Origin of the sequence: Mesorhizobium sp. M0848, assembly GCF_040319805.1 — a bacterium.
Lineage (GTDB): Bacteria > Pseudomonadota > Alphaproteobacteria > Rhizobiales > Rhizobiaceae > Mesorhizobium.
In genome coordinates, this window is sequence record NZ_JAMYOM010000001.1 from 155,880 (window position 1) to 180,247 (window position 24,368).

Here is a 24,368-nt window from a genome sequence, read left to right on the forward strand (position 1 = left end):
CTCCGAGTGTTGATCGCCTCGGAGCCTCAGCGCTTCAAGACGTCGACGCCGGGCAGCGGCTTGCCTTCCATCCATTCCAGGAAAGCGCCGCCGGCGGTCGAGACATAGGTGAAGTCGTCGGCGACGCCGGCATGGTTGAGCGCCGCCACCGTATCGCCACCGCCGGCGACCGAGACCAGCTTGCCGGCCTTGGTGCGCGACGCCGCGTGCTTGGCAGCTGCCACCGTCGCATGATCGAAGGGCGCGATCTCGAAGGCGCCGAGCGGGCCGTTCCAGACCAGTGTCGCGGCGCGGTCGATCCATTCGCCGATGGCCGTCACGGTTTTGGCGCCGACATCGAGGATCATGCCGTCGGCCGGCACATCCGATATAGCGACGGTCTCGCAGGCCGCGCCCGCCTTGAACTCCCTGGCGACGACGCCGTCGACCGGCAGGATGATGGCGCAGCCGGCCTCGGCCGCCTCGATCATGATCTGCTTGGCGGTCGCGGCGAGATCATGCTCGCACAGCGATTTGCCGACATTGGTGCCACGCGCGGCAAGAAAGGTGTTGGCCATCCCGCCACCGATGACGAGGGCATCAACCTTCTTCACCAGGTTCATCAACAGATCGATCTTGGTCGAGACCTTGGCGCCGCCGACAATGGCGACGACCGGACGAACCGGTTTTCCCAAGCCCTTCTCCAGCGCCTCAAGCTCGGCTTGCATGGTGCGGCCGGCAAAAGCCGGCAACAGATGCGCCAGCCCCTCCGTCGAAGAATGCGCGCGGTGCGCGGCCGAGAAGGCGTCGTTGACGAAGATATCGCCATTGGCGGCGAGTTTTTCCGTGAAGGCCGGCTCGTTCTTCTCCTCGGCCTTGTAGAAGCGGGTGTTTTCGAGCAGCAGCACGTCGCCCTTGTTCATGGCGGCGACAGCGCTTCCGGCCGTGTCGCCGACGCAATCCGAGGCGAAACCGACGGGACGGCCGAGCACGTCGGCTGTCGCCCTGGCGATAGGCTCCAGCGAGAATTCGGGCGAGGGGCCATCCTTGGGCCGGCCGAAATGGGCGAGCAGGATGACCTTGGCGCCCTTGGCCGATAGCTCGGCGACAGTCGGTGCGATGCGTTCGATGCGGGTGGCATCGGTGACTTTGCCCTCAGTGACAGGCACGTTGAGGTCGACGCGCACCAGCACGCGCTTGCCGCTGATGTTGCCGATATCGTCGAGTGTCTTGAAGGCGGCCATGCGGGTTCCTTTCGCGAAAAACCGGGGGACCATACCCCGCATCGGTGACGATGCAAGGCTTAGGGCGCGCTCGAACCGAAATTTTGAACTGGGTACGATCTTGCGCCGGCAGGGCGGATGAATGGCAGCGCTCAATAGCGGTTTTGTCAGCTTTCGGTTGCTGCCTTTTCCGGCGCCGGCTCCGGGGCCGGCTTTTCGTCCGCCCGCGCCTCGGTCTCCTGCGTCTCGGTCGGCTTGCGCCAGTTGCGGATGAAGGCGGAAAGACGGTCGCCGATTTCGCCGGCGCTGAGGAAGACCGGCACCCGCGCCACCGGCGCGGTCGGCTCGAAAGACAGACCGAGGCCTATGATCTTGCCCTTGTCGTCGACGTCGCGGACGATCAGTTCTATCGGGCCGAGCAGGACGCGGTCGGCATATTCGGCATGGCCGCCGAGCCGCGCCGTGACCAGCGCGCCAACGGTGAGCTTTTGCTCCGCTTCGGTCAGGCCCGGCGTATAGGCCGCTTCCAGTTCAGCGGCGGAGCGCGCGGGGTCGACCGCGAAGGCACCGAAGAAATCGGCATCCTCGGGATCGACCACGGCACGGCTCGCGAACAGCTTGTCGAGCAGGCGCGGATAGCGGTCCGGCACGAAAATATAGACCTGGTCGCCGGCGGCGAGCCGGCCCATGTCCTGGAAGCGCATCGAGCGGCCGTCGCGCAGCACCAGCGAGGGCCGTGCCCAGCGCGGGATGCGCTCGCCGCGCGCCACCGGGCTGCCGTGTGCGACGCGATAGGCGAGAAGCTCGTGATGGGCCGAGCCCGGCAGTTCCAGCTCGACCTTGTCCAGCGGTCCGAGCCGTGCCGGTACGATCAGGCCGAGGCGGCGCGCCAGCGGTCCGACCGTCCAGCCCTGGATGACCAGCGACACGAGCACGATGATGAAGGCGCTGTTGAAGATGACACGGCCGTTTTCCAGCCCGCCGAGCAGCGGGGTGATGGCGAGCAGGATCGACACCGCGCCGCGCAGGCCGACCCACGAGATGAAGGCGACTTCGGGGCGCGGCAGACGGAACGGGATCAGGCAGAGCCAGACGGCGACTGGCCGCGCCACGAACATCAGGAATAGGCCGAGCAGCACCGCCGGCACCATGATCGCCGGAAACTGCGACGGCGTCGCGAACAGGCCGAGGATGAGGAACATGATGATCTGCGCCAGCCACGACATGCCGTCCTGGAAACGCTTGAGGATGGTGACGGCTCGGATGTCGGAATTGCCGGCGATAAGGCCGGCGATATACACCGCCAGGAAGCCTGAGCCGCCAATGGCGCCGGCTGCTGCAAACACCATCAGCGACAAGGTCAGCACGAAGATCGGCAGCAGGCCGTGGTCGAGATTGAGCCGGTCGACGAGGCGCACGATGGCGAGACCGCCCAGCACGCCTACGATTGCACCGAGGCCCATATTGAGGAGGAAGCCGAGAAACAGGCTGGTGACCAGAACATTGGTCTCGGGGTTGGCGTGGGCGGCGATGATCTCTACCAGCGTAATGGTCAGGAAGATGGCGATCGGGTCGTTGGTGCCGGATTCCACCTCCAGCGTCGAGCGCACGCGTTCGCGCAGATTGATCTCGCCGGCTCGCAACAGGAAGAACACGGCCGCCGCATCTGTGGAGGCGACGGCAGCCCCGAGCAGGAAGGATTCCAGCCAGGTGAGATCGAGCAGATAATGGGCGGCGGCGCCGAACAGGCCGGTGGTCAGAATTACGCCGAAGGTCGCCAGCGACAACGCCGGGCCGGCTGCCTGCCGCAAGGCGTTGAGCGGCGTGCCGAAACCGGAATCGAACAGGATGACCGCCAGCGCCAGTGAGCCGGCAAAATAAGCGATGCGGGCGTTGTCGAACTGGATGCCGAGACCATCAGTGCCGGTGGCGAGGCCAATGCAGAGAAACAGGAGCAGAAGAGGGGCGCCGAAGCGGAAGGCGATCAGGCTCGAAAACGCGGCGGCGACGACAAGCGCTGTGCCGACCAGCGTGACGAGATAGATCGCATGCTCCATCCTGAAATCAGCCCCTCAAATTCGTCTGTCTCCTGCTTTGCGAGAGAGTGGGGCGAAGACGTGACCAGTGCAAGGCGGCAGGGTGGCTTTTTGGCCTATGCCGCTGATTTTTGGATGTTTTGGCGTCCAGGACACAATTTGGAAAGGCGCAAGCTGCGCTCATGAAAAACGCCCGGGCAAAGCCGGGCGTTCCAAGTCTCGAAAAGAGAGTTTTGTGATCAGGCGATGGTCTTGCCGAAGGCGACCGATGTGTCGCCCATGCGGTTGGAGAAACCCCATTCATTGTCGTACCAGGACAGCACCGACACGAAGTTGCCGTCCATCACCTTGGTCTGGTCGAGCGCCATGATCGAGGAGCGCGGATCGTGGTTGAAGTCGATCGACACGTTCGGGTGATGGGTGACTCCGAGAATGCCCTTGAGCTTGCCGTTGGAGGCGGCGATCACCGCTTCGTTGATCTCCTGCACCGTGGTCGACCGCTTGGCGATGAACTTGAAATCGACGACCGAGACGTTCGGGGTCGGCACGCGGATCGAGATGCCGTCGAGCTTGCCCTTGAGGTCGGGCAGCACCAGTCCGATCGCCTTGGCGGCACCGGTCGAGGTCGGGATCTGCGACAGGGCAGCGGCGCGGGCGCGGTAGAGATCCTTGTGCATGGTGTCCAGCGTCGGCTGGTCGCCGGTGTAGGAATGGATCGTCGTCATCATGCCCTTTTCGATGCCGACCGTCTCGTGCAGCACGGCTGCCAGCGGCGCCAGGCAGTTGGTGGTGCAAGAGGCATTCGAGATGACGATATGGTCCTTCGTCAACTGGTCGTGGTTGATGCCGTAGACCACGGTGAGGTCGGCGCCTTCGGCCGGGGCCGAAACGATGACGCGCTTGGCGCCGGCGGTCAGGTGTGCGGCTGCCTTGTCGCGGGCGGTGAAGATGCCGGTGCATTCGAGCGCGATGTCGATGCCCAGTTCCTTCCACGGCAGCTGCGTCGGATCCTTGATCGCGGTGACCTTGAACGTCTCCTTGCCGACGGTGATCTGGTCGCCGGAAACCGAGACTTCATGCGGGAAGCGGCCATGCACGCTGTCGTAGCGCAAGAGATGCGCGTTGGTCTCGACCGGGCCGAGGTCGTTGACGGCGACGACGTCGATATCCTTGCGGCCGGATTCATGGATGGCGCGCAGGATGTTGCGGCCGATGCGGCCGAATCCGTTGATGGCAACTCTGACGGTCATTATTCTCTCCCTGGGAGTTGGAGGGCAGACGATGGGTCCGCAGTTTCATAGCGGCGGAAGCGGAAAGAATCCAGCCGCAGCGACGTGGATTTAAATCGATTAAGTTGGTCCAGCCCGGCGAGGCCGCCTTACGCGATTTCGCCGAACCTTGAACCTACTTGGCATGCAGGCGGGTTTCCGCCGCCTTGGCCGCGGCTTCGGCGGTGATGCCGAAATGCGGATAGAGCTGCTCAATGGTGCCTGAGGCGCCAAAGCCGGTCATGCCGACGAAGATGCCGTCGGAGCCGATCAGATGATCCCAGCCCTGGCGGATGCCGGCTTCGATCGCCATCTTGATTGGCGCGTTGCCGATCGTTTTCTTGCGGTAGTCGTCGCTCTGCTGGTCGAACAGTTCGAAGCAGGGCACCGAGACGACGCGGGTGGGATGGCCGTGCTTTTCCAGCAGGTCGCGGGCGCCGAGCGCGATCTCGACCTCGGAGCCGGTGGCGAAGATCGTCACCGCCGCTTCACCGCTGGCGGCTGCCAGCTCGTAGGCGCCCTGGCTGCTGAGATTCTCAGCAACGAATTCGTTGCGTACCGTCGGCAGGTTCTGGCGTGTCAGCGCCAGCGTCGACGGCGTCTTTTCCGACTCGAGGGCGATCTGCCAGCATTCAGCGGTTTCGACCGCGTCGGCCGGGCGGAAGACATTGTGGTTGGGAATGGCGCGCAATGCGGCCAGATGCTCGACCGGCTGGTGGGTCGGGCCGTCTTCGCCCAGACCGATGGAATCATGGGTCATGACGAAGATGGAGCGGATGCCCATCAGTGAGGCCAGCCGCATCGACGGCCGGGCATAGTCGGAGAAGCACATGAAGGTGCCGCCATAGGCGATGAGGCCGCCATGCAGCGTCAGGCCGTTGATCGCAGCCGCCATGCCATGCTCGCGGATGCCGTAGTGGACATAGCGCTGGCCATAGTCGTCCGACGTGATGTTCTTGGTCTGGCTGGTCTTGGTGTTGTTGGAGCCGGTCAGGTCGGCGGAGCCGCCGATGGTCTCGGGCACGGCGCCGTTGATGACTTCCAGCGCCATCTCGGAAGACTTGCGGGTGGCGACCTTCGGCTTGTCGGCCGACAGCTTCTTCTTGTAATCAGCGATGACGGCGTCGAAATTGGACGGCAGCTTGCCGCTGATGCGGCGCTCGAACTCGGCCTTCAGCTTGGCATCGGCCTTGGCCAGGCGGCCTTCCCAGTCTGTACGCGCCTTGACGCCGGCCTTGCCGGCGGTGCGCCAGGCGTCGAGGATGTCGGCTGGAATCTCGAAGGGCGGCGAATCCCAGTTGAAGAACTTGCGCGCGCCGGCGATTTCGTCGGCGCCCAGGGGGGAGCCGTGCGCCTTGTTGGTGCCAGCCTTCGTTGGCGCGCCGAAGCCGATGGTCGTCTTGCAGGCGATCATCGTCGGCTTGTCGGAATGGCGGGCAGCTTCGATGGCATAAGCGATGGCTTCCGGATCGGTGCCGTCGATGTGGCTGGCATTCCAGCCGGAGGCCCGGAAGCGGGCGACCTGATCGGTGTTGTCGGACAGCGAGACCGGGCCGTCGATCGAGATGTCGTTGTTGTCCCAGAAGACGATCAGCTTGTTGAGCTTGAGATGGCCGGCAAGCGCGATGGCTTCCTGGGAAACACCTTCCATCAGGCAGCCGTCGCCGGCCAGCACATAGGTGTAATGATCGACGAGATCGTTGCCGAAGGCGGCGTTCATGATGCGCTCGCCGAGCGCGAAGCCGACCGAATTGGCGAGACCCTGGCCGAGCGGGCCCGTCGTCGTCTCTATGCCGGCGGCATGGCCATATTCGGGATGGCCGGCGGTCTTCGAGCCCAACTGACGGAAGTGCTTGATCTGGTCGAGGGTCATGTCTTCGTAGCCGGTCAGATGCAGCAGCGAATAGAGCAGCATTGAGCCATGGCCGGCCGACAGGATGAAACGGTCGCGGTCGGCCCAGTGCGGGGCCTTGGGATCATATTTCAGGAAGCGCGTGAACAGCACCGTAGCGATATCGGCGCAGCCCATGGGCAGGCCTGGATGGCCGGAATTTGCCTTCTCGACGGCGTCCATGGAGAGAAAGCGGATCGCATTGGCCATCCGGTCATGTTGTTCACGCGACGTCATGGTTCCTCCAGAAGTGGGGGTTTGGGGGCTTGGGAGAGCCCTTGAAAAGGGTGCGCGACACATAGCAGGCGCGGGCTTTTAGTCAACAAATCGGGTGCACATTTGCCGGTCTTGTGATGCCGGCGGCGGACCTACATTAGCGTTAGCGGGGGACAGTCGCGAGAGCTTTGTTGACGTTGCCTTCACCCGGTGCCTAATGTTTCAGGGATAACGCGTTCTGAACGTGAACGATTCGGTGATGGGCAGGGCACAGGACGAAGGCCATGACCGGGGAAGCCACACTCAAGGAAGTCATCGCGAGGCTGGGCAAGGCCATCGAGGGGCTGGAAAACGCCGTCGCGGCCAAGCTCGAGCATGAACGCGACTACTCCGAAGCCGAGGCCGAGGTGCAGCGGATGAATGCCGACCGCTCGCGGCTGGCGCAGGAACTCGATAATTCCGAAGCGCGCGCCGAACGGCTGGAAGATGCCAACAAGGAAGTCTCGCGACGGCTGGTGACCGCCATGGAAACCATCCGCGCTGTGTTGGACAGGTAGGGGGCTGGACAGCTCATGGCTCAAGTCACGGTTTCCATCGACGGCAAACAGTATCGGATGGCCTGCGACGAAGGTCAGGAAGACCATCTGATCGACCTTGCCGAACGTTTCGACCGCTATGTCTCGCATCTGAAGGATTCCTTTGGCGAGATCGGCGACCAGCGGCTGACCGTGATGGCCGGCATCATGGTGATGGACGAACTCTCGGAGCTGCAGAAACGCGTCAAGGGCATGGAAAGCGAAGTGCTGACCTTGCGCAAGACGCGCGACGATGCGCTGACCAAGGCCGACAAGAACGACAGCGTGCTGACCAACGCGCTTGGCGCGCTGGCGCAGCGCATGGAAGATCTGACGGCGACGCTCGCGGTCAACAAGACCTGAAGCGGCGCGGCACTTCGCTCAACCAAAAGGCTTTCCTGTGCTTTTGGCTTGACCGGCAGCATGAAAATGCTCGCTCTGCCGCCGACAAGAGTTTCATATTATCTCGCGGTCACGATTTTTGCGCTAAGATGCGGCGACGCCGGAGCGTGGATGCCTTGATGGCGGCATGGTTTGCCGTGGCCCTCGCTCCCGACGGAATCTGTTGTAGGGGAGATTTGCCATGAGCCTTCGTATCAACGACATTGCGCCGGATTTTACCGCCGAGACCACGCAAGGGACGATCAAATTCCACGACTGGATCGGTGACGGATGGGCGATCCTGTTCAGTCACCCCAAGAATTTCACGCCGGTTTGCACGACCGAGCTTGGCACGATGGCCGGGCTCGAAGGCGAGTTCAAGAAGCGCAACGTCAAGATCCTCGGCATTTCGGTCGATCCGGTCGAAAGCCACGGCAAGTGGCAGGACGACATCAAGACGGCGACCGGTCATTCGGTGAACTACCCGCTGATCGGCGACAAGGACCTCAAGGTCGCCAAGCTCTACGACATGCTGCCGGGCGGTGCCGGCGAGACGTCGGAAGGCCGCACGCCGGCCGACAATGCCACGGTGCGCTCGGTCTATGTCATCGGACCGGACAAGAAGATCAAGCTGGTGCTGACCTACCCGATGACCACGGGCCGCAACTTCGACGAGATCCTGCGCGCGGTCGATTCCATGCAGCTTACCGCCAAGCACCAGGTGGCGACACCGGCGAATTGGAAGCAGGGCGAGGACGTCATCATCACCGCTGCTGTCTCCAACGAAGACGCGATCAAGCGCTTCGGCGCCTACGAGACCATTTTGCCCTATCTGCGGAAGACCAAGCAGCCATCGGCCTGATCCCAGGCGCTTCGGAGCGATCTTTGGCCTTCCCGCCCTTGCGAGCCAAGTGATACTTGACTGCCGCGCCCGAGCGGACAACCATGCTCCTCTCGGGTGTCGTCAGAGCAAATCATTCCTGGCGACCGAGACTTGGGGAAGCCGGAATTGGACGTAGCTTTGGCCAAGCCGCAGGTCAGCGGCTTCTATGACAAGCCGACCGGGGCCATCCAGTATGTCGTCGCCGACCAGGCGGCGAAGCGATGCGCCATCATCGATCCGATCCTTGATTTCGACGAGAAATCCGGTGCTACGGCAACGACGAATGCCGATGTCCTGCTCGACTTCATCAGCGAGCAGGGACTGAGCGTCGAATGGATCCTCGACACGCACCCGCACGCCGACCATTTCTCGGCGGCACACTATCTGAGGGAGAAGACCGGCGCGCCGACGGCGATCGGCGACAGGGTCGTCGACGTTCAGAATTTGTGGAAAGCGATCTACAACTGGCCGGATTTTCCCGCCGACGGTTCGCAGTGGGACAGGCTGTTTGGTGAAGGCGAAACCTTCAAGGTCGGCACGCTTCCGGTCAAGGTGCTGTTCTCGCCTGGCCATACGCTGGCCTCGGTCACCTATGTGATCGGCGATGCCGCCTTCGTCCACGACACGCTGTTCATGCCCGACAGCGGCACAGCGAGGACGGACTTTCCCGGCGGCAGTGCCGCGCGGCTCTGGCGCTCGATCCAGGACATTCTGGCGTTGCCGGACGAGACGCGGGTGTTCGTCGGCCATGACTATCAGGCCGGCGGCCGCGAGCCTTTGTGGGAGAGCACGGTCGCCATACAGAAGGCGACCAACATCCATCTCGCCGCTGCCCGCAGCGAGGTCGAGTTTATCGCCCTGCGCGAGGCGCGCGACAGGATGCTGCCGATGCCAAGGCTGATCCTGCATGCGCTGCAGGTCAACATGAATGGCGGAAGGCTGCCCGAACCCGAAGCCAATGGCCGGCGGTACCTGAAGTTTCCGCTGGATGGGCTTTGAGGGGCTGTTGGCGAAGTTGCCAATCTCCCCCTTGCGGGGGAGATGCCCGGCAGGGCAGAGGGGGTGCTGTCCCGCCAACCTGTCAGCTAATTGTGGTTGTGCCTTTAGTCTTTCGGTTGGGTGACTGACGCCGAAAGTAGCGATCCTTCACACCCCCCTCTGTCCTGCCGGACATCTCCCCCGCAAGGGGGGAGATCGGATGTCGCCTTCGCTTTCGCCAACCACCATTGCAGTCCGCTACAAAAAAGGCGGCGCCAGTTTCCTGACGCCGCTTTGATTTTTGTAACCGAAGCTAACCTTACGCCGCCGGCTGTGCCTCGATGGTGCGCAGCGCCTGGATCTGGCGCTTGGCGGCGGCCTTGACCGCATCCTGCACCTTCTCGAAGGCGCGCACCTCGATCTGGCGCACGCGCTCGCGGCTGATGTCGAACTCGGACGACAGCTCTTCCAGCGTCAGCGGCTCCTCGGCGAGGCGACGGGCCTCGAAGATGCGCCGCTCGCGCTCGTTAAGCACGGCAAGAGCGCCCGACAGCATGCCGCGCCGGTTTTCCAGCTCGTCCTGCTCGATCAGCATCTCTTCCTGGCTTTCGTGGTCGTCGACCAGCCAGTCCTGCCACTCGCCGGACTCACCTTCGCTCGCCCGGATCGGGGCATTGAGCGAGGCGTCGCCCGACAGGCGGCGGTTCATCGACACCACCTCGGCTTCGGAAACGTTCAGCCTGGTGGCGATCTCGGCGATCTGGTCGGGCTTCAAGTCGCCGTCGTCCAGCGCCTGGATCTTGCCCTTCACCTTGCGCAGGTTGAAGAACAGGCGCTTCTGATTGGCGGTCGTGCCCATCTTGACCAGGCTCCACGAGCGCAGGATGTACTCCTGGATCGAGGCCTTGATCCACCACATGGCATAGGTCGCGAGGCGGAAGCCACGCTCGGGTTCGAATTTCTTGACGGCCTGCATCAGGCCGACATTGCCTTCCGAGATCACTTCACCAATCGGCAGGCCATAGCCGCGATAGCCCATGGCGATCTTGGCGACGAGTCTGAGGTGGCTGGTGACGAGCTTGTGCGCAGCGGAGGTGTCTTCATGCTCGGCGTAACGCTTGGCGAGCATGTACTCTTCCTGCGGCTGCAGCATGGGAAAGCGGCGGATTTCTTCCAGGTAGCGGCTGAGGCCGCCTTCGCCGGAAACAATGCTGGGTAGTGACTGGGCCATGATAGCGCCCCCTCTCGATTGGAGTGATGCCCCCGAAACGCGGCGGGCATGTGACGCGAGCACCAAAAGGCTCGCCCGCGACATCAGATCTTATACAGGAACAAAACCAGAAAAGACAGGCATTTGTTCAACACGAAACAGTGTGTCACGATGAAGTGAACAATGTCAGTCAGGTTTTTTGATGGCGAGTTCAGAGCTTGCGGAAGCCGCTGACGAGTTCCTCCATGCCCCTCGGTAACGGCGCCTCGAACCTCATCGTTAGATGGGTAGTGGGGTGGCGAAATGCAAGGAGCCAGGCATGCAAAGCTTGCCGGGGAAATGCCTTGACCTGACTTTTCAAGGGTTCGGGCAGCCGGTTGCCCTTGGTGCGGAAGGCCTGGCCATAATCGGGGTCGCCGATCACCGGATGGCCGATATGTGCCATGTGGACCCGGATCTGGTGGGTGCGGCCGGTCTCCAGCCGGCATTCGACCAAGCTGGCCGTGGCGAACTCCTTTTGGCTCTCGCCGAAACGCTCCTGCACGGCGAAGTGGGTGACCGCATGGCGGGCGTCGTCGCGTCCTTCCGGCACCACGGCACGGCGCACCCGGTCGGCGGCGCGGCCGAGCGGCGCGTCGACCCTTCCGGCCGGCCTCTGCGGTATCCCCCAGACCAGCGCCAGATAGGCACGTTCGAGATCGCCGGTCAGGCCGTGATCGGCGAAGGCTTCGGACAGCGACTTGTGGGCGCGGTCGGTCTTGGCGACGACCATGACGCCGCTGGTCTCCTTGTCGAGGCGGTGGACGATGCCTGGCCGGCGCACGCCGCCGATACCTGAAAGACTGTCGCCGCAATGATGGATCAGCGCGTTGACCAGCGTGCCGGTCCAGTTGCCGGCACCGGGATGAACGACAAGCCCGGCCGGCTTGTTGATGACGATCAGCTCTTCGTCCTCATAGAGCACATGGAGTGCGATGTTCTCGCCCTGCGGCTCCGCCGGCTCCGGCTCCGGCATGGTAACCGACACGCTTTCGCCCGGCGTCATCTTGCGCTTGGTCTCGTCGATCGGCTTGCCGTCGACCGAGACCGCGCCCTGCCTGATCAGCATCTGCACGCGGCTGCGCGACATGTCCGGACCGAGGCTCGCCGCAAGCCACTGATCGAGGCGCAGGCCGGCCGCATCCGCGCCCGCCACCAGCACAGTGGGCTGCATGAATTGGTGCTCTATCAATTCAGGGGCCTCTTCGCTATGAGCGCTCATTGAAAAACCGTTCCGGATTGTTTGTCATGGCCACCCCAATTGCCGAGGAAGACCAGGAAAAGCCGCTCGACCCCGAGGTCGAAAAGGTGCGCAGGAAACTCGTCCGCTTCGTCGGGATCAATCTAGGCCTGCTGTTCCTCGCCCTTATGGTGGTGATCGGCGCCCTTGTCTACAAAGCGCGCAATGCACCGCCGGCGAACCCGCCGCTGGCCGGCGATATCCAGACACCCGCAGGCGAACCGGTCAGCGGCGACATCGTGCTGCCGGTCGGGGCCAAGGTGGTCAGCCAGTCGCTGTCCGGCAATCGGGTCTCGATCGACGCCGAGCTTGCCGACGGCAGCCGCACGATCTTCGTCTACGACATCACGGAGCGACGCCTGATCAGCCGCTTTGCGATCCGCAACAAGTGACCGAGCTGCAACGATGAACGGCAGCAGGCCAATGAGCAAGCCTCAGGGATGAGCGGGTTCGCCGAGCATCGTCGCGTCGCCACGGTCGCCCTGGTCGTCGCCAACTATGACGAGGCGATCGCCTGGTATGTCGAGAGGCTGGGGTTCCTGCTCGTCGAAAATGTCGATCTCGGCGGCGGCAAGCGCTGGGTCACAGTGGCGCCGGCCAGCGGGCAGGGCGCCAGGCTGCTTCTGGCCGAGGCTTCCGACGAGGCACAGAGCAAAAGCATCGGCAACCAGACCGGCGGGCGTGTCTTCCTGTTCCTGGAAACCGACGACTTCGCCCGCGACCACGCGGCGATGCTGGAGAAGGGCGTCGAATTCCGCGAAGCACCGCGCTTCGAGCCCTATGGCACGGTGGCTGTTTTCGCCGATCTGCATGGCAATCTCTGGGATCTGATCGAGCCGAAACGATAGGCTGACGGCCGGCTTTTCCTCGGCAAGGGAAAGCGGCCTAACCCCAGTTGCTTTTTCCCAGCGCTCAGCCTATATCGCCGGTTCTTGAACGCGCCCATCGTCTAGCGGTCAGGACACCGCCCTCTCACGGCGGGAACAGGGGTTCGATTCCCCTTGGGCGTACCAAGTTTTCCGACAAATTACAGGATGCCGTCGATTTCGTTTCTGAAGTCGGCGACCGTCGATACTGCGGCGTTCGGAAAACCCGCTCTGCACAGGTAGCCGCAATCTTGAAGATCCCAGTGGCACCAACCACTCCGGCCTTCATTTCAGTCGTCTGGCAAATGTTAACGGACCCGAAACCGAGAACCTTAACGCCCCGCAGCTCACGGCGATATATTAGTTGTCGCTTTAGTATCCGCAGGAGGTTGAGATGCAGAAAATAGCCTATCGTTTCGCTTGGGACGAGCCTGGCGCGACCGCGATCGAGTATGGCTTGATCGCGGCTCTTATCGCGCTGGCAATCATCACCGGCGCCGGGGCGCTTGGCAATTCGCTCAACGGGATATTCACGAACGTCGGCACTACGGTCAACAGCAGCGGCTCGTAAGTCGGTACATCAATTCGGTCGCCACTGGCCGGATTCGTCGATCTCAGCCTCCAAGAGCGTAGCGCGTACGTGCTTCCGATGTCGGGCATCGGGAGTGCGGACGGCGCTCTCAATCAGTCGGCTTTTTCCCGTTGCGTCGCCGCGTCGTCGCTTCTGGCGCCGCGAGGCTGTTTGCATTAGCATCACGTCACGGATCCTGAGATACGGCTCCAGCGGCGCGCAGAACGCCGCGCTGCCCGGACGGCCAGTTGATGCCGTGGGGAGGAAGGCCAATGCAGAAGCTGCAATCGCAGGGCGTCCATCACATCACGCTGGTCGGCGCCGGGCGCCAGACCTCTATCGATTTCTGGGAAGGCGTGCTCGGCATGCCGTTCATCTTCGAACAGCCCAATCTCGACAAGCCGAGGGAAAGCCACCTCTATTTCGATCCTGGCGACGGCCGGCTGGTCACCATCTTCACCGACGAGAGCCGCACACCAGAGAAGCGGCGCACGCCGACCGATCCGGGCTGTGTCCACCACATTGCCTTTTCGGTGTCGCGCGTCACCTTCCTGCAGGCGGTCGCCCGGCTTGACGAGCGCGGCATCAAGCACAGCGGCGTGAAGGATCGCGGTTTCATGGATTCGATCTATTTCGAGGATCCGCTCGGCCTGCTGGTCGAGTTGGCGTCCTACCGCTTCGAACCGCCAGCGGGCTTCACCCATGCCGATGTGCTGATGGAAGCGCACAGGCTGCGGGTCGTGCGCGGCGACTACAACATCGCCGAAGTGCATCTCGCCGATGCGATCCAGGCGCTTGTCGAGCGTTCCCGCGCAACCTTGTCGGAGGACCGGGCAGCGAAGAACCCATACTGAACAGACCAGAGGGAGGAATAAGATGGCCAAGACAGCGACGAAGACTGCCGGGAAATCCGCGGCCAAAGCTGCCGCCAAGCCGGCGGCGAAAGCTGCGGCAAAGCCAAAAGCCAAGGCGGCCGCCAAGGCGACGGCAAAAGCCGCGCCCAGGGCCAAGGCCAAGCCGGCCAAGAAGCCGGCGCTGAAGCTCAGCATGCTGAAGCCCAGCGTCAACAACATGACCGTGCGGGTGTTTGCGCGCGCGGCCGGTTTCGACCATGCCGAGACCGATGCCTGGGGCCACACCCGTTCGCCGGAGTTCATGGCGCGAAATCCCGCCCATTTGACACCGATGATCGAGGACAAGGGCCTCCCCAGAGGCGTGTTGTGGGAAAGCTGCGCCATCATGCAGTATCTCGCCAACAAGCACGGGCTGGAGAAATTCTATCCGAAGGCGCCGGCCAAGCGGGCGATGGTCGACAGTGCCATGTTCTACCTGATCGGTACGCTCTACCCCTATGTGGCGCGCGCCACCTATCCGGCGCTCGGCTTCCCTCATTATGCCGGCGAGGTCGGCCACAGCGACGCGCACCCCGACAGGAAGTCGGAGGCCCAGAAGGCGGCGATGGCCGCGATCGCCGAGCCGCTGGAGGTCTTCCACAGCTTCTTCAGGGACGGCAAGCCGTTCATCGGCGGCAAGCATCCTTCGATCGCCGATATCCGGCTGGCGGCGACGCTCGAATTCCTGGCCGTCGTCGACTATTCCCTGCCCCGATGGGCGAAGGACTATGTGGCGGCGATCGAGAAGACGCTCGGCAAGGCCTATAGCGAGCCGGCCGGCGACGTGCGCGGCTATATCGCGCATGTGAAGTCGCAGGCCAAGGCCTGAGGTTAAGGATGCGTTAACCAAAGCCCTGTCTACTGCGGGGCAATTCGCTTTCGGCCCGCGACCACGGATGTACTGGCGCAGAACGTCGTAGCGATGGGAAAGGTCGGCGCAATGCCGGCCTTTTTGCTTTCGCACGCGGTCTCTTTGTTCAACGCAATTCCCAAGGGAAGCGCCATGCGCTTTCCCCGGGAAAACCGTTTCACACTTTTCCTGGAATTGCTCTATCGCCGGGCGCGATCGAGCAGCGATCAGGCCACGCAAGCCTCGGCCGCTGTCGCTTTTCTGGCGTCAACTTTTGCGGAGAGATATTGTCATCGCCGGCGTTGGCCCTACCATCCATTTCGGCAGTCCGGCATGGATGGTCGGTCAGGCGCGAAATGAGGGCTGGCGATGAAAAGCGTTGCGAAGCGGGTTGCGGTTGTGGGTGTGATGCTGGCGAGTGCTGTTCATCCTTCAAATGCGGCTGAACTGAACACAATGAACGATGTCGGCACCGCCATTCAGGCATGCTGGACACCGCCGGCGGATGCCGGAACCGCCAGCGTCACCTTGAGCTTCAGCTTCAAGCGGGACGGCACGCTAATCGGCCCACCGAGGCCGACAGCCATCAAGGCGATGCCAAGGCGAAGAAATTGTTTGTCGACGCCGCAACAACCGCCTTGCAGAATTGTCTGCCCCTGACCTTCTCAGCGAAGCTGGCGCAAGGGATCGCCGGCAACGTGTTCACATTGCAATTCGCTTCTCCAAAATAGGCGCTGCCGCTCAGTGGTGACTGCGCCTTGCCTCGGCATACCGGGCAAGATCGGGCGTCTCGAAGACGTAGTCGCTCCAGGCTGATTCAGGAACCTGGCCGGCCAGATAGCATTCCAGCAACAGGCTCTGCTCGGGATTGAGTGGCCTTGGCGCGCGCTGGTCCAGCCCCAGCGAGTGAAACAGGTTTCTTGTCAGGTCCGAGACGGTGAAGTGGATCGACATCCGCAATCTCCCTTTGGTCCTTCAACGCGGAAGGCCCGGCAAAGGTTTCGAACGCATGGCGATAATGGCGCATTGATCTCGGTCCGTTGCGTTGCAAATCCTCGGCCATGGTCAGGCTTGCGCTTTCTTTCGAGGTTCGTCTCAATCTTGAAATAAAAATGTAATATCGAATTTACATGAGGTGACGTAGTACAATAGACAATAGGTCCTTCAGGTTGAAACTCTTTAGATTATTAGAAATTACTCATGTAGCTGAAGCTTGCTGAAGTCATGGGCTCTAGATTCCAGGTTCTCCGCAACAAGGACCAAGTTGTCCCGATGATCCGTTTCTGGCCTTCCATGGTGATCGCATTTATTTCGCTGGCGGCAGTTTTGTTCGGTACGCTTTCGTCCTACGCGGACAGCTGCGGCGCGATCAGAAGCCAGTTGCTTTCGGCTGGCCGCAGCGGCGGGGCGAGCCCGGAGCTTGCCCAGTTGCGCCGGCAACTTGCAGCCATCCAGACTATCGAGAGACAGCGCCAGTGCACGGCGAAAAGTTCGCTTGGTGGTCTCTTCAACGCCTGCGCCGATCTCGCCAGGAGCCGCTCGGATGTGCAGCGCCGGATCGCTGCCGCTGGGAATTCGGGCCGCGACACAGCGGGCCTGCAGGCGCGCCTCGTCGCGCTTGGCTGTGCGCCTTCGGCAAAGCAACGGCCTGTCCGCGCCGCGCCCAGCACCCAATCGGCGAGCACCACGTTCGCCGGCAATGCGATGCTGTTTTGCGTGCGTCTGTCGGACGGGTATTTCTTCCCGGCGCCAAAGTCGCAATTCGCCGCCAGCGGCGATCTTAAGGAGACGGTCGATCAATGCCGTTACATCTGCGATGACCCCAGCGTCGACCTCTACACGTTGAGCGACGCCAGCCTCGAAACCGACCAGATGACCGCGCTCGACACGCGCAAACCCTATACCGAGCTGCCGGCAGCCTTCAGATATCGCGATGATGCGAATTTCAAGGCATGCGACGTCAAGCGCTACTACCAGCGGGTCACCGAACTGCGAGCCAGGACTGTGACGCCCGCCAACATGCGCAACGCCATTATTCCGCTGCCGACGGCGAAGCCGGATCTCGGCACGGTTGCGGCCGTCGCCGGGATCGATGCCGAAGCCCCAGGTGCGGCCCAGCACCTTTCGATCGAGGCCGGCGAGCGGCCGGTGCGCGTGGTCGGCCCGGCATTTTTCCCGGCCGAATGATCGCCGGTCTTCCCCGATCGGCGATCACCGGTGGCGGCGTGCGTGCTGCGATGCGGTTGCGCGATCCCTCTGGAACAGAGGGGCACTCACGGCGTTGTGATCGACATCAGCCGGGAGGAACGCCGTGGCTACGTTCAGGGAAATGCGGGTGCTGGAGATCGTCGAGGACGACTCGCTGACCACCGAACAGAAAATCGCCGAACTGCGCGAGATCGAATCCGAGGCGCGTGGGTTGCAGCGGGCTGCCTCGGAGGGTCCAATGGACGACGATGACGGTTGGCAGGAAGATCTGCGTCAGGTTCGTCTTGCACTCGACAAGCTCGGAGCGAAGGAGCCGAAAAAAGGCGCTGCTTCCCTGTGAAGGCCGGGTAACCGAGCTATCCGCGGATCGCGTTTTGTTTGATCGAATCCCGCTTTTAGAGACCCGCTCCAATCTAATCACAGACCATGCGAGCTCTCTTGCCGGGCTCGCTGACGTTCCTGCAGGTCAGCGGCTTCGCCGGCGCCGATAGGGACGCCGACGCAGGCAACCTCGTCTGGTGCCGTCTCGGTGCGGCATGGCTGACCTTGCGCTCGGAAAAACGCCGGGGTGGCTGCGGCGCCACCGGAAAAGCGCCGTTTTCGACCTCGGATTGGCCGTAGTCGACATTCGGTGGCGGCCGATCCCAGATGCGCCGGACATCGAGCGGTCTCGGGATGACGACCGTGCCGTCATAACTGCGAGAGCAACCGCCGCCGAAAAGCAGCGCCAGCCCCATGAAAAAAAGGCACAATCCGTCCAAGCATCAGCAATACCCCTGCCGTTGCTTATATAGCGGGTTCGACCCTGCCGACAACCGGGCGGATGAAGCAGACCCTGCCGCCCAATCCTGTCTAACCAACCGTTAAGGTTAGCGGATCCTTAATGCTTCTCGGGCACATTCCGCCGACGAACCGCGGAGGAGGGTTCGGCCTTGGTTTTCGGGGTGGGGACGGCATGGCGGAAGCGAACGAAACAATCGGCGCGCGCGGCAAGCGCGAGCCTCGCAGATCCACTGCGCATGGCGATGATGCATCATCGTCCGCCTCTTGCATGGATTCGAACGATGCGCTTCGCCAACTCGTTGAAGCCGGTTCCGACTGGATCTGGGAGACCGACGCCGAACTGCGCTTCTCCTGGCTTTCGCAAAACTACCAGGCAGCCACTGGCACCGATCCGGCAAACGTGCTCGGCCGGTTCCGCTTCGACTTCCTCAACCAGGTCCTTAACGGCGATCGCAGTGGCGCCGCGCATCTGGAGGATCTGCAGGCGCACCGGCCTTTTCGCGACTTCGTCTACGAACTCAAGGGTGGCAACGCCGACTGTCGCTGGGTCTTGACGTCAGGCTTTCCGAAGTTCGACGACGAAGGAAGATTTGCCGGTTATCGCGGCATCGGCCGCAACGTCACGGCACTGGCGGGCGCCTTCAAAGATCCGGGGCCGGGACCATCGGCCTACGGCGAGCCCGACCAGCATCTGGCCGACCTCGAGCGGACCATGGACGCCATGCATATGGGCGTCGTGCTTCTCGATGCCAGGCTCGACACGCTGATCATCAACAAGGCCTATCGCGACCTCTCGAGGATTCCGGACGGCGCTGTTAGCGTCGGCGCTCCGTTCAGCCTGTTGATGGAGCTCAACCGCCGCAGCGGCATCTATGGCGACATCGACGAACAGCAATGGCAGCGCTACCTCGCCACCCGCCTCGACGAGATTCGCGCCGGATCCGTCGCGCCGCGCGAATTTGTCCATGCCAACGGCAGGACGATGATGTTCTCGGTGACGGCGTTGTCCGGGGGCAGGCGGCTGCTGACCTATTATGAGGTTACCGAGATCAAGCAGCGCGATGCGGAGATCAAAAGCGCCAATGCCAAGATCGCAGAGACCTTCGCCAGTCTCCGCACCATGGTCGACCAGATGCCGATCGGTGTCCTCGTCCTCGACGCCAATATGCGCGCGGAGATCATCAACCGTGCTTTCTATGATTTCTGGCAGATCGACGCCCGGCGCGCCGAGATCGGCTGCAGCTTCCGCGATCTGATGGACGCCAGCCGCGACATCGATCCGTTTGGTGCCGACGATGCATCATGGCAGCGGCATGTGGCAGAGCGCGAGGCGGAAATCAGGGCCGGGATCGCCGCCTCGCGGCAGTTCCCGCGCAATGACGGCCGCACCCTGATCTCGTCGATGGCGCCGCTGGCCGGCGGCAAGCGGCTGATCTCCTATGTCGACGTCACCGACATGAAGGACCGGGAGGCCGAACTTGCCGACGCGCTGGAGAAGGCGCGGCTGGCGGAGGCGGTGATCAACGCCGTCAAGGATCCGATCTTCGTCAAGGACGACCATCTGCGCTTCGTCTTCGTCAACGAGGCGTTCGCCGCTCTGTTTGGCCAGACGCCGCAAGCCATGCTCGGCAAGCCCGGCGGCGATTTCCTCCCGGCGAACGCTGTCGCGCTTTTCGAGCAGAGCGAAGGTGAGGTCCTTGCGACCGGGCGGCCGTACGAAGTGGAAGAGAATTTCGAGGTCGATGGCGCCAGCCGATCGCGCATCGTGAGGAAGAGCCGCGTCGGCATGGCCAGCGGCCGCGACTATGTTGCCGGCTTCCTGTTCGACATTTCCGACATGAAGCGCCGCGAGACCGAGGCGCAGGATGCGCGCAAGCATCTCGCCAGCGTTCTGGAATCCTTGCCGGCCGCCGTGATCATCTACGATAGCGACGACAGGTTCGTGTTCGCCAACCGCAAGATCCAGGATACGCTGCCGGCCTTGAAGCCGGCATGGCAGCCCGGCTGCACATTCCGCGAGGCACTCGTTCTGGGCCATGCGAACGGCTATTTCCGCAACAGCGGCGATCCACAAGTCGACCAGCTCTACGACAGCGACCATGACCGCTGGCTGGATGCGATCCTCGCCCGCTACCGCTTGCCCAATTCCTGCTACGAGCGTCATAACCCCGACGGCCGCTGGTACCAGGTCTACGACATGCGGACCGATGATGGCACCTTCATCGGTGTTCGCGTCGACATCTCCGAGATCAAGAGCCGCGAGGCGGCATTGCGCGATTCGATGCGCCAGATCGACCTGTTCCGGCACGTGATGGACGAGTTGCCGGTGGCCGCCTTCATCAAGGCGCAGGACCTGAGCATCGAATTCGTCAACAAGGCCTGGTGCGCGATCACCGGCTTGGCCAAGGAGGATGTCATCGGCCGCACCGACCGGCAGTTGTTCGGTGCGCAGGACGCCGATGGCTACAGCCATGACGACACGCAAGTCGTCGTGACGGGCGCCGTCAAGGAGGTCGAGGAACCCGTCACCCATCGCGACGGTACGGTTCGGCAGTTGATGACGCGCAAGAGCCGCCTGGTGACGCTGGACGGGTCGGTGCATCTGGTCGGTTCGAGCACCGACATCACCGACGTCAAGGCGCGCGAGCGTGCGCTGGAAGAAAGCATGCGCGAGAACGAGGTGTTCCGCAGCCTGATCGACAACGTGCCGGTATCGATCTACGCCAAGCGCTCCGATCTCCGGCAGTTCTATGTCAACAAGGGCTGGTGCGATCTCACGGGCTTCCGCAAGGAAGAGGCTATCGGCAAGACCGACATCGAGATTTTCGGGCCGGATGGCGAGGCTTTCGTCAATGGCGACCTCGCCGTGCTGCGCACCGGCGAAACCCAGGAGGTCGAAGAGACGGTGACGTTGGCCGACGGCAGCGTCAGGCATCAATTCGCCCGCAAGGGCGCGATGATCGCCTCCGATGGCTCGCTCTATTTGATCGGCTCGACCACCGACATAACCGAGCTGAAGATGCGAGAGGCCGAACTGCGCGAGGCGCGTCAGCGCGCCGTGCTCGCCGACCGCGCCAAGTCGGAATTCCTCGCCAATATGAGCCACGAGATCCGCACGCCGATGAACGGCGTGCTCGGCATGGCCGAACTGCTGGCCAAATCGGACCTCGACCCGAAGCAGAAGACGTTTACCGACATCATCGTGAAATCGGGCAATGCGCTGCTCACCATCATCAACGACATCCTGGACTTCTCCAAGATCGATGCCGGTCAGCTGGTGCTCGATCCGGCGCCCTTCAATCTGGCCGAGGCGATCGAGGACGTGGCGACGCTGGTGTCCACACGGGCCAAGGAGAAGGATCTCGAGCTGATCGTTCGTGTCGAGCCTCGGCTCGAGAGCCTGTTCGTCGGCGATGTCGGCCGTATCAGGCAGATCGTCACCAACCTGCTCGGCAACGCGGTGAAATTCACCGATGAAGGCCATGTGCTGGTCGACGTCACCGGCGAGAGCGTTCCAACCGGAACGAAGCTGACGATCTCGGTCACCGATACCGGTATCGGTATCCCCGAGGAAAAACTGAAACTGGTGTTCGAGAAATTCAGCCAGGTCGACACCTCTTCGACGAGGCGACACGAGGGGACCGGTCTCGGCCTCGCCATCACCTCGCGGCTCGTCGAGCTGATGGGCGGCGATATCGGGGTCGAAAGTGCGGAAGGCAAGGGCTCGACTTTCTGGTTCTCGGTGACGCTGCCGAGGGCCGGACAGCAGAACGGACAGCGCATCATGCCGATCGACGTGACCGGTGCGCGTGTGCTGATCGTCGACGACAATGCCGTCAATCGGGCCATCCTGACCGAACAGATGACATCGTGGACGTTCGATTCCTGCGCGGCCGAAAGCGGCGCCGAAGGCCTCAAGGTGCTGATCGCCGCCGCGGCCTATGGCGTGCCGGTCGACTGCGTCGTGCTCGACTACCAGATGCCTGAAATGAGCGGCGCCGAAATGGCGCGGATCGTGCGCAACACCGCCGGTCTTGCCGGCACGCCGATCATCATGCTGACCTCGGTCGACCAGTCGCTCGCCAACACCAGCTATCGCGATCTCGGCATCGATGCCCAGCTGATCAAGCCGGCGCGCTCTTCGGTGCTGCTGGAAACGCTGGTCGCCACCATCCAGCGGCATCGCCACAATACTGGCGACACGCAGCCGCTCGCGGCCGACGCCACTCCAGGCAATGTTGCGCGGCCGCAGCCCTCGGCACCGTCCGAACAGCGGGCGCTGCTGCAGCCGCCTTCGATTCGCCCCCGGCCACCGGTGGCGGCTGGCGGCGACAGGCTGGATATCCTGGTGGCCGAGGACAATGAGGTGAACCAGATGGTGTTCACCCAGATCCTCGGCGAGACCGGTTATGGTTTCGAGATCGTCGGCAATGGCCGCAAGGCGCTCGACGCCTTTGGCCGGCTCAACCCGTGCATGATCCTGATGGATGTCTCCATGCCGGAGATGAACGGTCTCGAAGCAACCGCCGCCATTCGCCGGCTGGAGGAAGAAACCGGCACGCATGTGCCGATCGTCGGCGTCACCGCGCATGCGCTGAAGGGCGACCGCGAGCGCTGCCTGGAGGCAGGCATGGACGACTATCTGCCCAAGCCGATCAGTCCCCGGGCGTTGCTCGAGAAGGTCGAGCGCTGGGTCGGCGCCAGCCGGCAGGCGCAGCGCAACGCCGGATAAGGCCGGCTCTGCCCGAGTGCCGGGAATACGGCGAAGATTCGCGCCCCTGTCAGCGGCCAAGACTATGGTGCGATCGCACCATATGAAAGGCGGCATCCAGCCGAGACAATGGCGACATACGAATTCCGCTCTTCCCAGTTACGGGCGGGAGCAGCGACCGCCGGCATGAGACAGCGTCAACCTACCCCAACGGACCTGTTTTCGGCGATGGCCCGGCCACGACACCGTCTGGCTGAGAGCAACGCGCTCCCGTCCGGCTTTTCTTCATAAAGGCCGGCTGATCTCCAAATCGCCGGCCAGCCTCGACCGAATCGAGCAAGTCCCTGATTCCGGTGACAAAGCCGGGCTGCGTCGGGAGTGCCGGCCAGGCGGCATTCTGCTCATCCCGATGACGCGTTACCGGGGTGACATCAAACTGTCATGCGACTGTTATAATCGAAGGCTATTGGCCTCAGCGGGTGCCGACTGACGAGCGCCGAGAGACCATCTTCCGAACAGGAGCAGGCCACATGAAGAAATTCCTCTATACGGCGTCGGCCGCTGCGCTTGCGCTCGCCGCGACGTCCGGCTTCGCCGCTGCGCGCGACCAGATCCAGGTCGCCGGGTCATCGACCGTGTTACCTTATGCCAAGATTGTCGCCGAGCAGTTCGGCGAAACATTCACCAACTTCAAGACCCCGGTCGTCGAATCCGGCGGCAGCGGCGCGGGCATCAAGGAATTCTGCAAGGGCGTCGGCGAAGACACAATCGACATCGCCAACTCGTCGCGTCCGATCAAGGCGGACGAACTCAAGTCCTGCGCCGACGCCGGCGTGAAAGAAGTCCAGGAAGTCCGGATCGGCTATGACGGCATCGTCTTCGCCACCGACATCAAGGGCCCGGATTGGGCGCTGGTTCCCGCCGACATCTACAAGGCGCTCGCGGCCAAGCTGGTCGTCGACGGCAAGCTGGTCGACAATCCGAACACCAAGTGGAGCCAGGTCAATCCGAAGCTGCCCGACTGGGACATCGCCGCCTACATTCCGGGCGAAAAGCACGGCACGCGCGAAGTGTTCGAGACCAAGCTCCTCGATGCCGGCTGTGACAAGGCTGCTCTCAAGGCTGCCGGCATTGCCGACGACAAGGAAATCGGCAAAACCTGCATCGCCATCCGCAAGGACGGCAAGGCCGTCGACATCGATGGCGACTATACCGAGACGCTCGCCCGCATCGACTCCAACAAGACCGGCGTCGGCGTGTTTGGCCTCGCCTTCTATGAAAACAATGCCGACAAGCTGAAGGTCGCCACCGTGGAAGGCATCGTGCCTTCGACCGAGACGATCGCCAGCGGCAAGTATCCCGTCTCGCGCCCGCTGTTCTTCTACGTCAAGAAGGCGCATCTGGGCGTCGTTCCCGGCCTCAAGGAATATGTCGAGTTCTTCCTTGACGACCAGATGGTTGGCCCGGAAAGCCCGCTCGCCGAATACGGCCTCGTTGCTGCTCCGGATGCCGAGCGTCAGGCCCAGCGTGACGCTTTCGCCGCCGGAAAGTCGATGTAATCAGCTGC

Annotated in this window: 21 protein-coding genes, 1 tRNA gene and 1 pseudogene; 16 read left to right on the top strand and 7 right to left on the bottom strand. The window is 62.8% G+C overall.

Annotated features, from left to right (window positions below; all coding sequences use genetic code 11):
* Window positions 1–26: 26 nt before the first annotated feature.
* The 4 genes from NKH95_RS00850 to tkt form a co-directional block, all read right to left on the bottom strand.
* Complete coding sequence (locus NKH95_RS00850; protein WP_352890577.1) at window positions 27–1,223, bottom strand: phosphoglycerate kinase; 1,197 nt, start codon at window positions 1,221–1,223, stop codon at window positions 27–29.
* A 146-nt stretch (window positions 1,224–1,369) separates the two neighbouring features.
* On the bottom strand, window positions 1,370–3,259 hold the full coding sequence (locus NKH95_RS00855) for a potassium/proton antiporter (RefSeq protein WP_352890579.1): 1,890 nt from the start codon (window positions 3,257–3,259) through the stop codon (window positions 1,370–1,372).
* Between the two features lie 218 nt (window positions 3,260–3,477).
* Entirely contained in the window at window positions 3,478–4,488 is a 1,011-nt protein-coding gene (gene gap, locus NKH95_RS00860) for a type I glyceraldehyde-3-phosphate dehydrogenase (RefSeq protein ID WP_013529249.1), read from the bottom strand.
* Window positions 4,489–4,642: 154 nt separating this feature from the next.
* Window positions 4,643–6,634, bottom strand: a complete 1,992-nt coding sequence (gene tkt / locus NKH95_RS00865; protein ID WP_352890581.1) for a transketolase — start codon at window positions 6,632–6,634, stop codon at window positions 4,643–4,645.
* Between the two features lie 263 nt (window positions 6,635–6,897).
* Here tkt and NKH95_RS00870 point away from each other — a divergent pair, with 263 nt between their 5' ends.
* The 4 genes from NKH95_RS00870 to NKH95_RS00885 all read left to right on the top strand — a co-directional run bounded on the left by NKH95_RS00870 (window position 6,898) and on the right by NKH95_RS00885 (window position 9,451).
* Window positions 6,898–7,170 (top strand): DUF4164 domain-containing protein, encoded by a 273-nt coding sequence (locus NKH95_RS00870; RefSeq protein WP_013529251.1) that lies wholly within the window; start codon window positions 6,898–6,900, stop codon window positions 7,168–7,170.
* A 15-nt stretch (window positions 7,171–7,185) separates the two neighbouring features.
* Window positions 7,186–7,551, top strand: a complete 366-nt coding sequence (locus tag NKH95_RS00875) for a cell division protein ZapA (protein WP_023757415.1) — start codon at window positions 7,186–7,188, stop codon at window positions 7,549–7,551.
* A gap of 220 nt (window positions 7,552–7,771) precedes the next feature.
* Entirely contained in the window at window positions 7,772–8,431 is a 660-nt protein-coding gene (locus NKH95_RS00880) for a peroxiredoxin (RefSeq protein ID WP_352890583.1), read from the top strand.
* 147 nt (window positions 8,432–8,578) lie between these two features.
* Complete coding sequence (locus NKH95_RS00885; RefSeq protein WP_352750517.1) at window positions 8,579–9,451, top strand: MBL fold metallo-hydrolase; 873 nt, start codon at window positions 8,579–8,581, stop codon at window positions 9,449–9,451.
* A 298-nt stretch (window positions 9,452–9,749) separates the two neighbouring features.
* Here NKH95_RS00885 and rpoH read toward each other — a convergent pair whose 3' ends face one another.
* Together rpoH and NKH95_RS00895 are read right to left on the bottom strand one after the other, a co-directional pair.
* Window positions 9,750–10,661, bottom strand: a complete 912-nt coding sequence (rpoH, locus tag NKH95_RS00890; protein WP_352611781.1) for an RNA polymerase sigma factor RpoH — start codon at window positions 10,659–10,661, stop codon at window positions 9,750–9,752.
* A 190-nt stretch (window positions 10,662–10,851) separates the two neighbouring features.
* Window positions 10,852–11,901: an RluA family pseudouridine synthase gene (locus NKH95_RS00895; protein WP_352890585.1), complete on the bottom strand. Its 1,050-nt coding sequence runs from the start codon at window positions 11,899–11,901 to the stop codon at window positions 10,852–10,854.
* 26 nt (window positions 11,902–11,927) lie between these two features.
* On the opposite strand from NKH95_RS00895, the gene NKH95_RS00900 reads away from it, so the two are divergent.
* The 7 genes and pseudogenes from NKH95_RS00900 to tolA all read left to right on the top strand — a co-directional run bounded on the left by NKH95_RS00900 (window position 11,928) and on the right by tolA (window position 15,830).
* A complete protein-coding gene (locus NKH95_RS00900) occupies window positions 11,928–12,311 on the top strand; it encodes a fimbrial protein (protein WP_352890587.1) in 384 nt (127 codons plus the stop codon).
* Window positions 12,312–12,359: 48 nt separating this feature from the next.
* On the top strand, window positions 12,360–12,767 hold the full coding sequence (locus tag NKH95_RS00905; RefSeq protein WP_352890589.1) for a VOC family protein: 408 nt from the start codon (window positions 12,360–12,362) through the stop codon (window positions 12,765–12,767).
* A gap of 90 nt (window positions 12,768–12,857) precedes the next feature.
* Window positions 12,858–12,932, top strand: a tRNA-Glu gene (locus NKH95_RS00910).
* Window positions 12,933–13,179: 247 nt separating this feature from the next.
* Complete coding sequence (locus NKH95_RS00915; RefSeq protein ID WP_023810975.1) at window positions 13,180–13,356, top strand: Flp family type IVb pilin; 177 nt, start codon at window positions 13,180–13,182, stop codon at window positions 13,354–13,356.
* Window positions 13,357–13,628: 272 nt separating this feature from the next.
* Window positions 13,629–14,210: a VOC family protein gene (locus NKH95_RS00920; protein ID WP_352866947.1), complete on the top strand. Its 582-nt coding sequence runs from the start codon at window positions 13,629–13,631 to the stop codon at window positions 14,208–14,210.
* Window positions 14,211–14,232: 22 nt separating this feature from the next.
* On the top strand, window positions 14,233–15,078 hold the full coding sequence (locus NKH95_RS00925; RefSeq protein WP_128305016.1) for a glutathione S-transferase family protein: 846 nt from the start codon (window positions 14,233–14,235) through the stop codon (window positions 15,076–15,078).
* A gap of 390 nt (window positions 15,079–15,468) precedes the next feature.
* A pseudogene (tolA, locus tag NKH95_RS00930) lies at window positions 15,469–15,830 on the top strand (cell envelope integrity protein TolA).
* Window positions 15,831–15,840: 10 nt separating this feature from the next.
* On the opposite strand, the gene NKH95_RS00935 reads toward tolA, so the two are convergent.
* Entirely contained in the window at window positions 15,841–16,053 is a 213-nt protein-coding gene (locus tag NKH95_RS00935; protein ID WP_352611784.1) for a hypothetical protein, read from the bottom strand.
* Between the two features lie 318 nt (window positions 16,054–16,371).
* Here NKH95_RS00935 and NKH95_RS00940 point away from each other — a divergent pair, with 318 nt between their 5' ends.
* The 5 genes from NKH95_RS00940 to NKH95_RS00960 all read left to right on the top strand — a co-directional run bounded on the left by NKH95_RS00940 (window position 16,372) and on the right by NKH95_RS00960 (window position 24,360).
* Window positions 16,372–17,286 carry a DUF2865 domain-containing protein gene (locus NKH95_RS00940; protein ID WP_352733856.1) on the top strand — a complete coding sequence of 305 codons (915 nt, stop codon included), beginning with the start codon at window positions 16,372–16,374 and terminating at the stop codon, window positions 17,284–17,286.
* A gap of 124 nt (window positions 17,287–17,410) precedes the next feature.
* The gene (locus NKH95_RS00945) at window positions 17,411–17,647 is read left to right on the top strand and encodes a hypothetical protein (RefSeq protein WP_013529265.1); all 237 of its coding nucleotides are present in this window, start codon (window positions 17,411–17,413) and stop codon (window positions 17,645–17,647) included.
* Between the two features lie 86 nt (window positions 17,648–17,733).
* Window positions 17,734–17,928 (top strand): hypothetical protein, encoded by a 195-nt coding sequence (locus tag NKH95_RS00950; protein ID WP_352890592.1) that lies wholly within the window; start codon window positions 17,734–17,736, stop codon window positions 17,926–17,928.
* A 334-nt stretch (window positions 17,929–18,262) separates the two neighbouring features.
* Entirely contained in the window at window positions 18,263–22,822 is a 4,560-nt protein-coding gene (locus NKH95_RS00955; RefSeq protein ID WP_352722438.1) for a PAS domain-containing protein, read from the top strand.
* Between the two features lie 509 nt (window positions 22,823–23,331).
* Complete coding sequence (locus NKH95_RS00960; RefSeq protein WP_023810982.1) at window positions 23,332–24,360, top strand: PstS family phosphate ABC transporter substrate-binding protein; 1,029 nt, start codon at window positions 23,332–23,334, stop codon at window positions 24,358–24,360.
* Window positions 24,361–24,368 lie beyond the last annotated feature (8 nt).

Excerpts from the sequence above, each read along its gene's own strand:
- NKH95_RS00850 (WP_352890577.1), bottom strand. The coding sequence starts at position 1,223 with ATGGCCGCCTTCAAGACACTCGACGATATCGGCAACATCAGCGGCAAG.
- NKH95_RS00855 (WP_352890579.1), bottom strand. The coding sequence starts at position 3,259 with ATGGAGCATGCGATCTATCTCGTCACGCTGGTCGGCACAGCGCTTGTC.
- gap (WP_013529249.1), bottom strand. The coding sequence starts at position 4,488 with ATGACCGTCAGAGTTGCCATCAACGGATTCGGCCGCATCGGCCGCAAC.
- tkt (WP_352890581.1), bottom strand. The coding sequence starts at position 6,634 with ATGACGTCGCGTGAACAACATGACCGGATGGCCAATGCGATCCGCTTT.
- NKH95_RS00870 (WP_013529251.1), top strand. The coding sequence starts at position 6,898 with ATGACCGGGGAAGCCACACTCAAGGAAGTCATCGCGAGGCTGGGCAAG.
- NKH95_RS00875 (WP_023757415.1), top strand. The coding sequence starts at position 7,186 with ATGGCTCAAGTCACGGTTTCCATCGACGGCAAACAGTATCGGATGGCC.
- NKH95_RS00880 (WP_352890583.1), top strand. The coding sequence starts at position 7,772 with ATGAGCCTTCGTATCAACGACATTGCGCCGGATTTTACCGCCGAGACC.
- rpoH (WP_352611781.1), bottom strand. The coding sequence starts at position 10,661 with ATGGCCCAGTCACTACCCAGCATTGTTTCCGGCGAAGGCGGCCTCAGC.
- NKH95_RS00895 (WP_352890585.1), bottom strand. The coding sequence starts at position 11,901 with ATGAGCGCTCATAGCGAAGAGGCCCCTGAATTGATAGAGCACCAATTC.
- NKH95_RS00900 (WP_352890587.1), top strand. The coding sequence starts at position 11,928 with ATGGCCACCCCAATTGCCGAGGAAGACCAGGAAAAGCCGCTCGACCCC.
- NKH95_RS00905 (WP_352890589.1), top strand. The coding sequence starts at position 12,360 with ATGAGCGGGTTCGCCGAGCATCGTCGCGTCGCCACGGTCGCCCTGGTC.
- NKH95_RS00915 (WP_023810975.1), top strand. The coding sequence starts at position 13,180 with ATGCAGAAAATAGCCTATCGTTTCGCTTGGGACGAGCCTGGCGCGACC.
- NKH95_RS00920 (WP_352866947.1), top strand. The coding sequence starts at position 13,629 with ATGCAGAAGCTGCAATCGCAGGGCGTCCATCACATCACGCTGGTCGGC.
- NKH95_RS00925 (WP_128305016.1), top strand. The coding sequence starts at position 14,233 with ATGGCCAAGACAGCGACGAAGACTGCCGGGAAATCCGCGGCCAAAGCT.
- NKH95_RS00935 (WP_352611784.1), bottom strand. The coding sequence starts at position 16,053 with ATGTCGATCCACTTCACCGTCTCGGACCTGACAAGAAACCTGTTTCAC.
- NKH95_RS00940 (WP_352733856.1), top strand. The coding sequence starts at position 16,372 with ATGATCCGTTTCTGGCCTTCCATGGTGATCGCATTTATTTCGCTGGCG.
- NKH95_RS00950 (WP_352890592.1), top strand. The coding sequence starts at position 17,734 with ATGCGAGCTCTCTTGCCGGGCTCGCTGACGTTCCTGCAGGTCAGCGGC.
- NKH95_RS00955 (WP_352722438.1), top strand. The coding sequence starts at position 18,263 with ATGGCGGAAGCGAACGAAACAATCGGCGCGCGCGGCAAGCGCGAGCCT.
- NKH95_RS00960 (WP_023810982.1), top strand. The coding sequence starts at position 23,332 with ATGAAGAAATTCCTCTATACGGCGTCGGCCGCTGCGCTTGCGCTCGCC.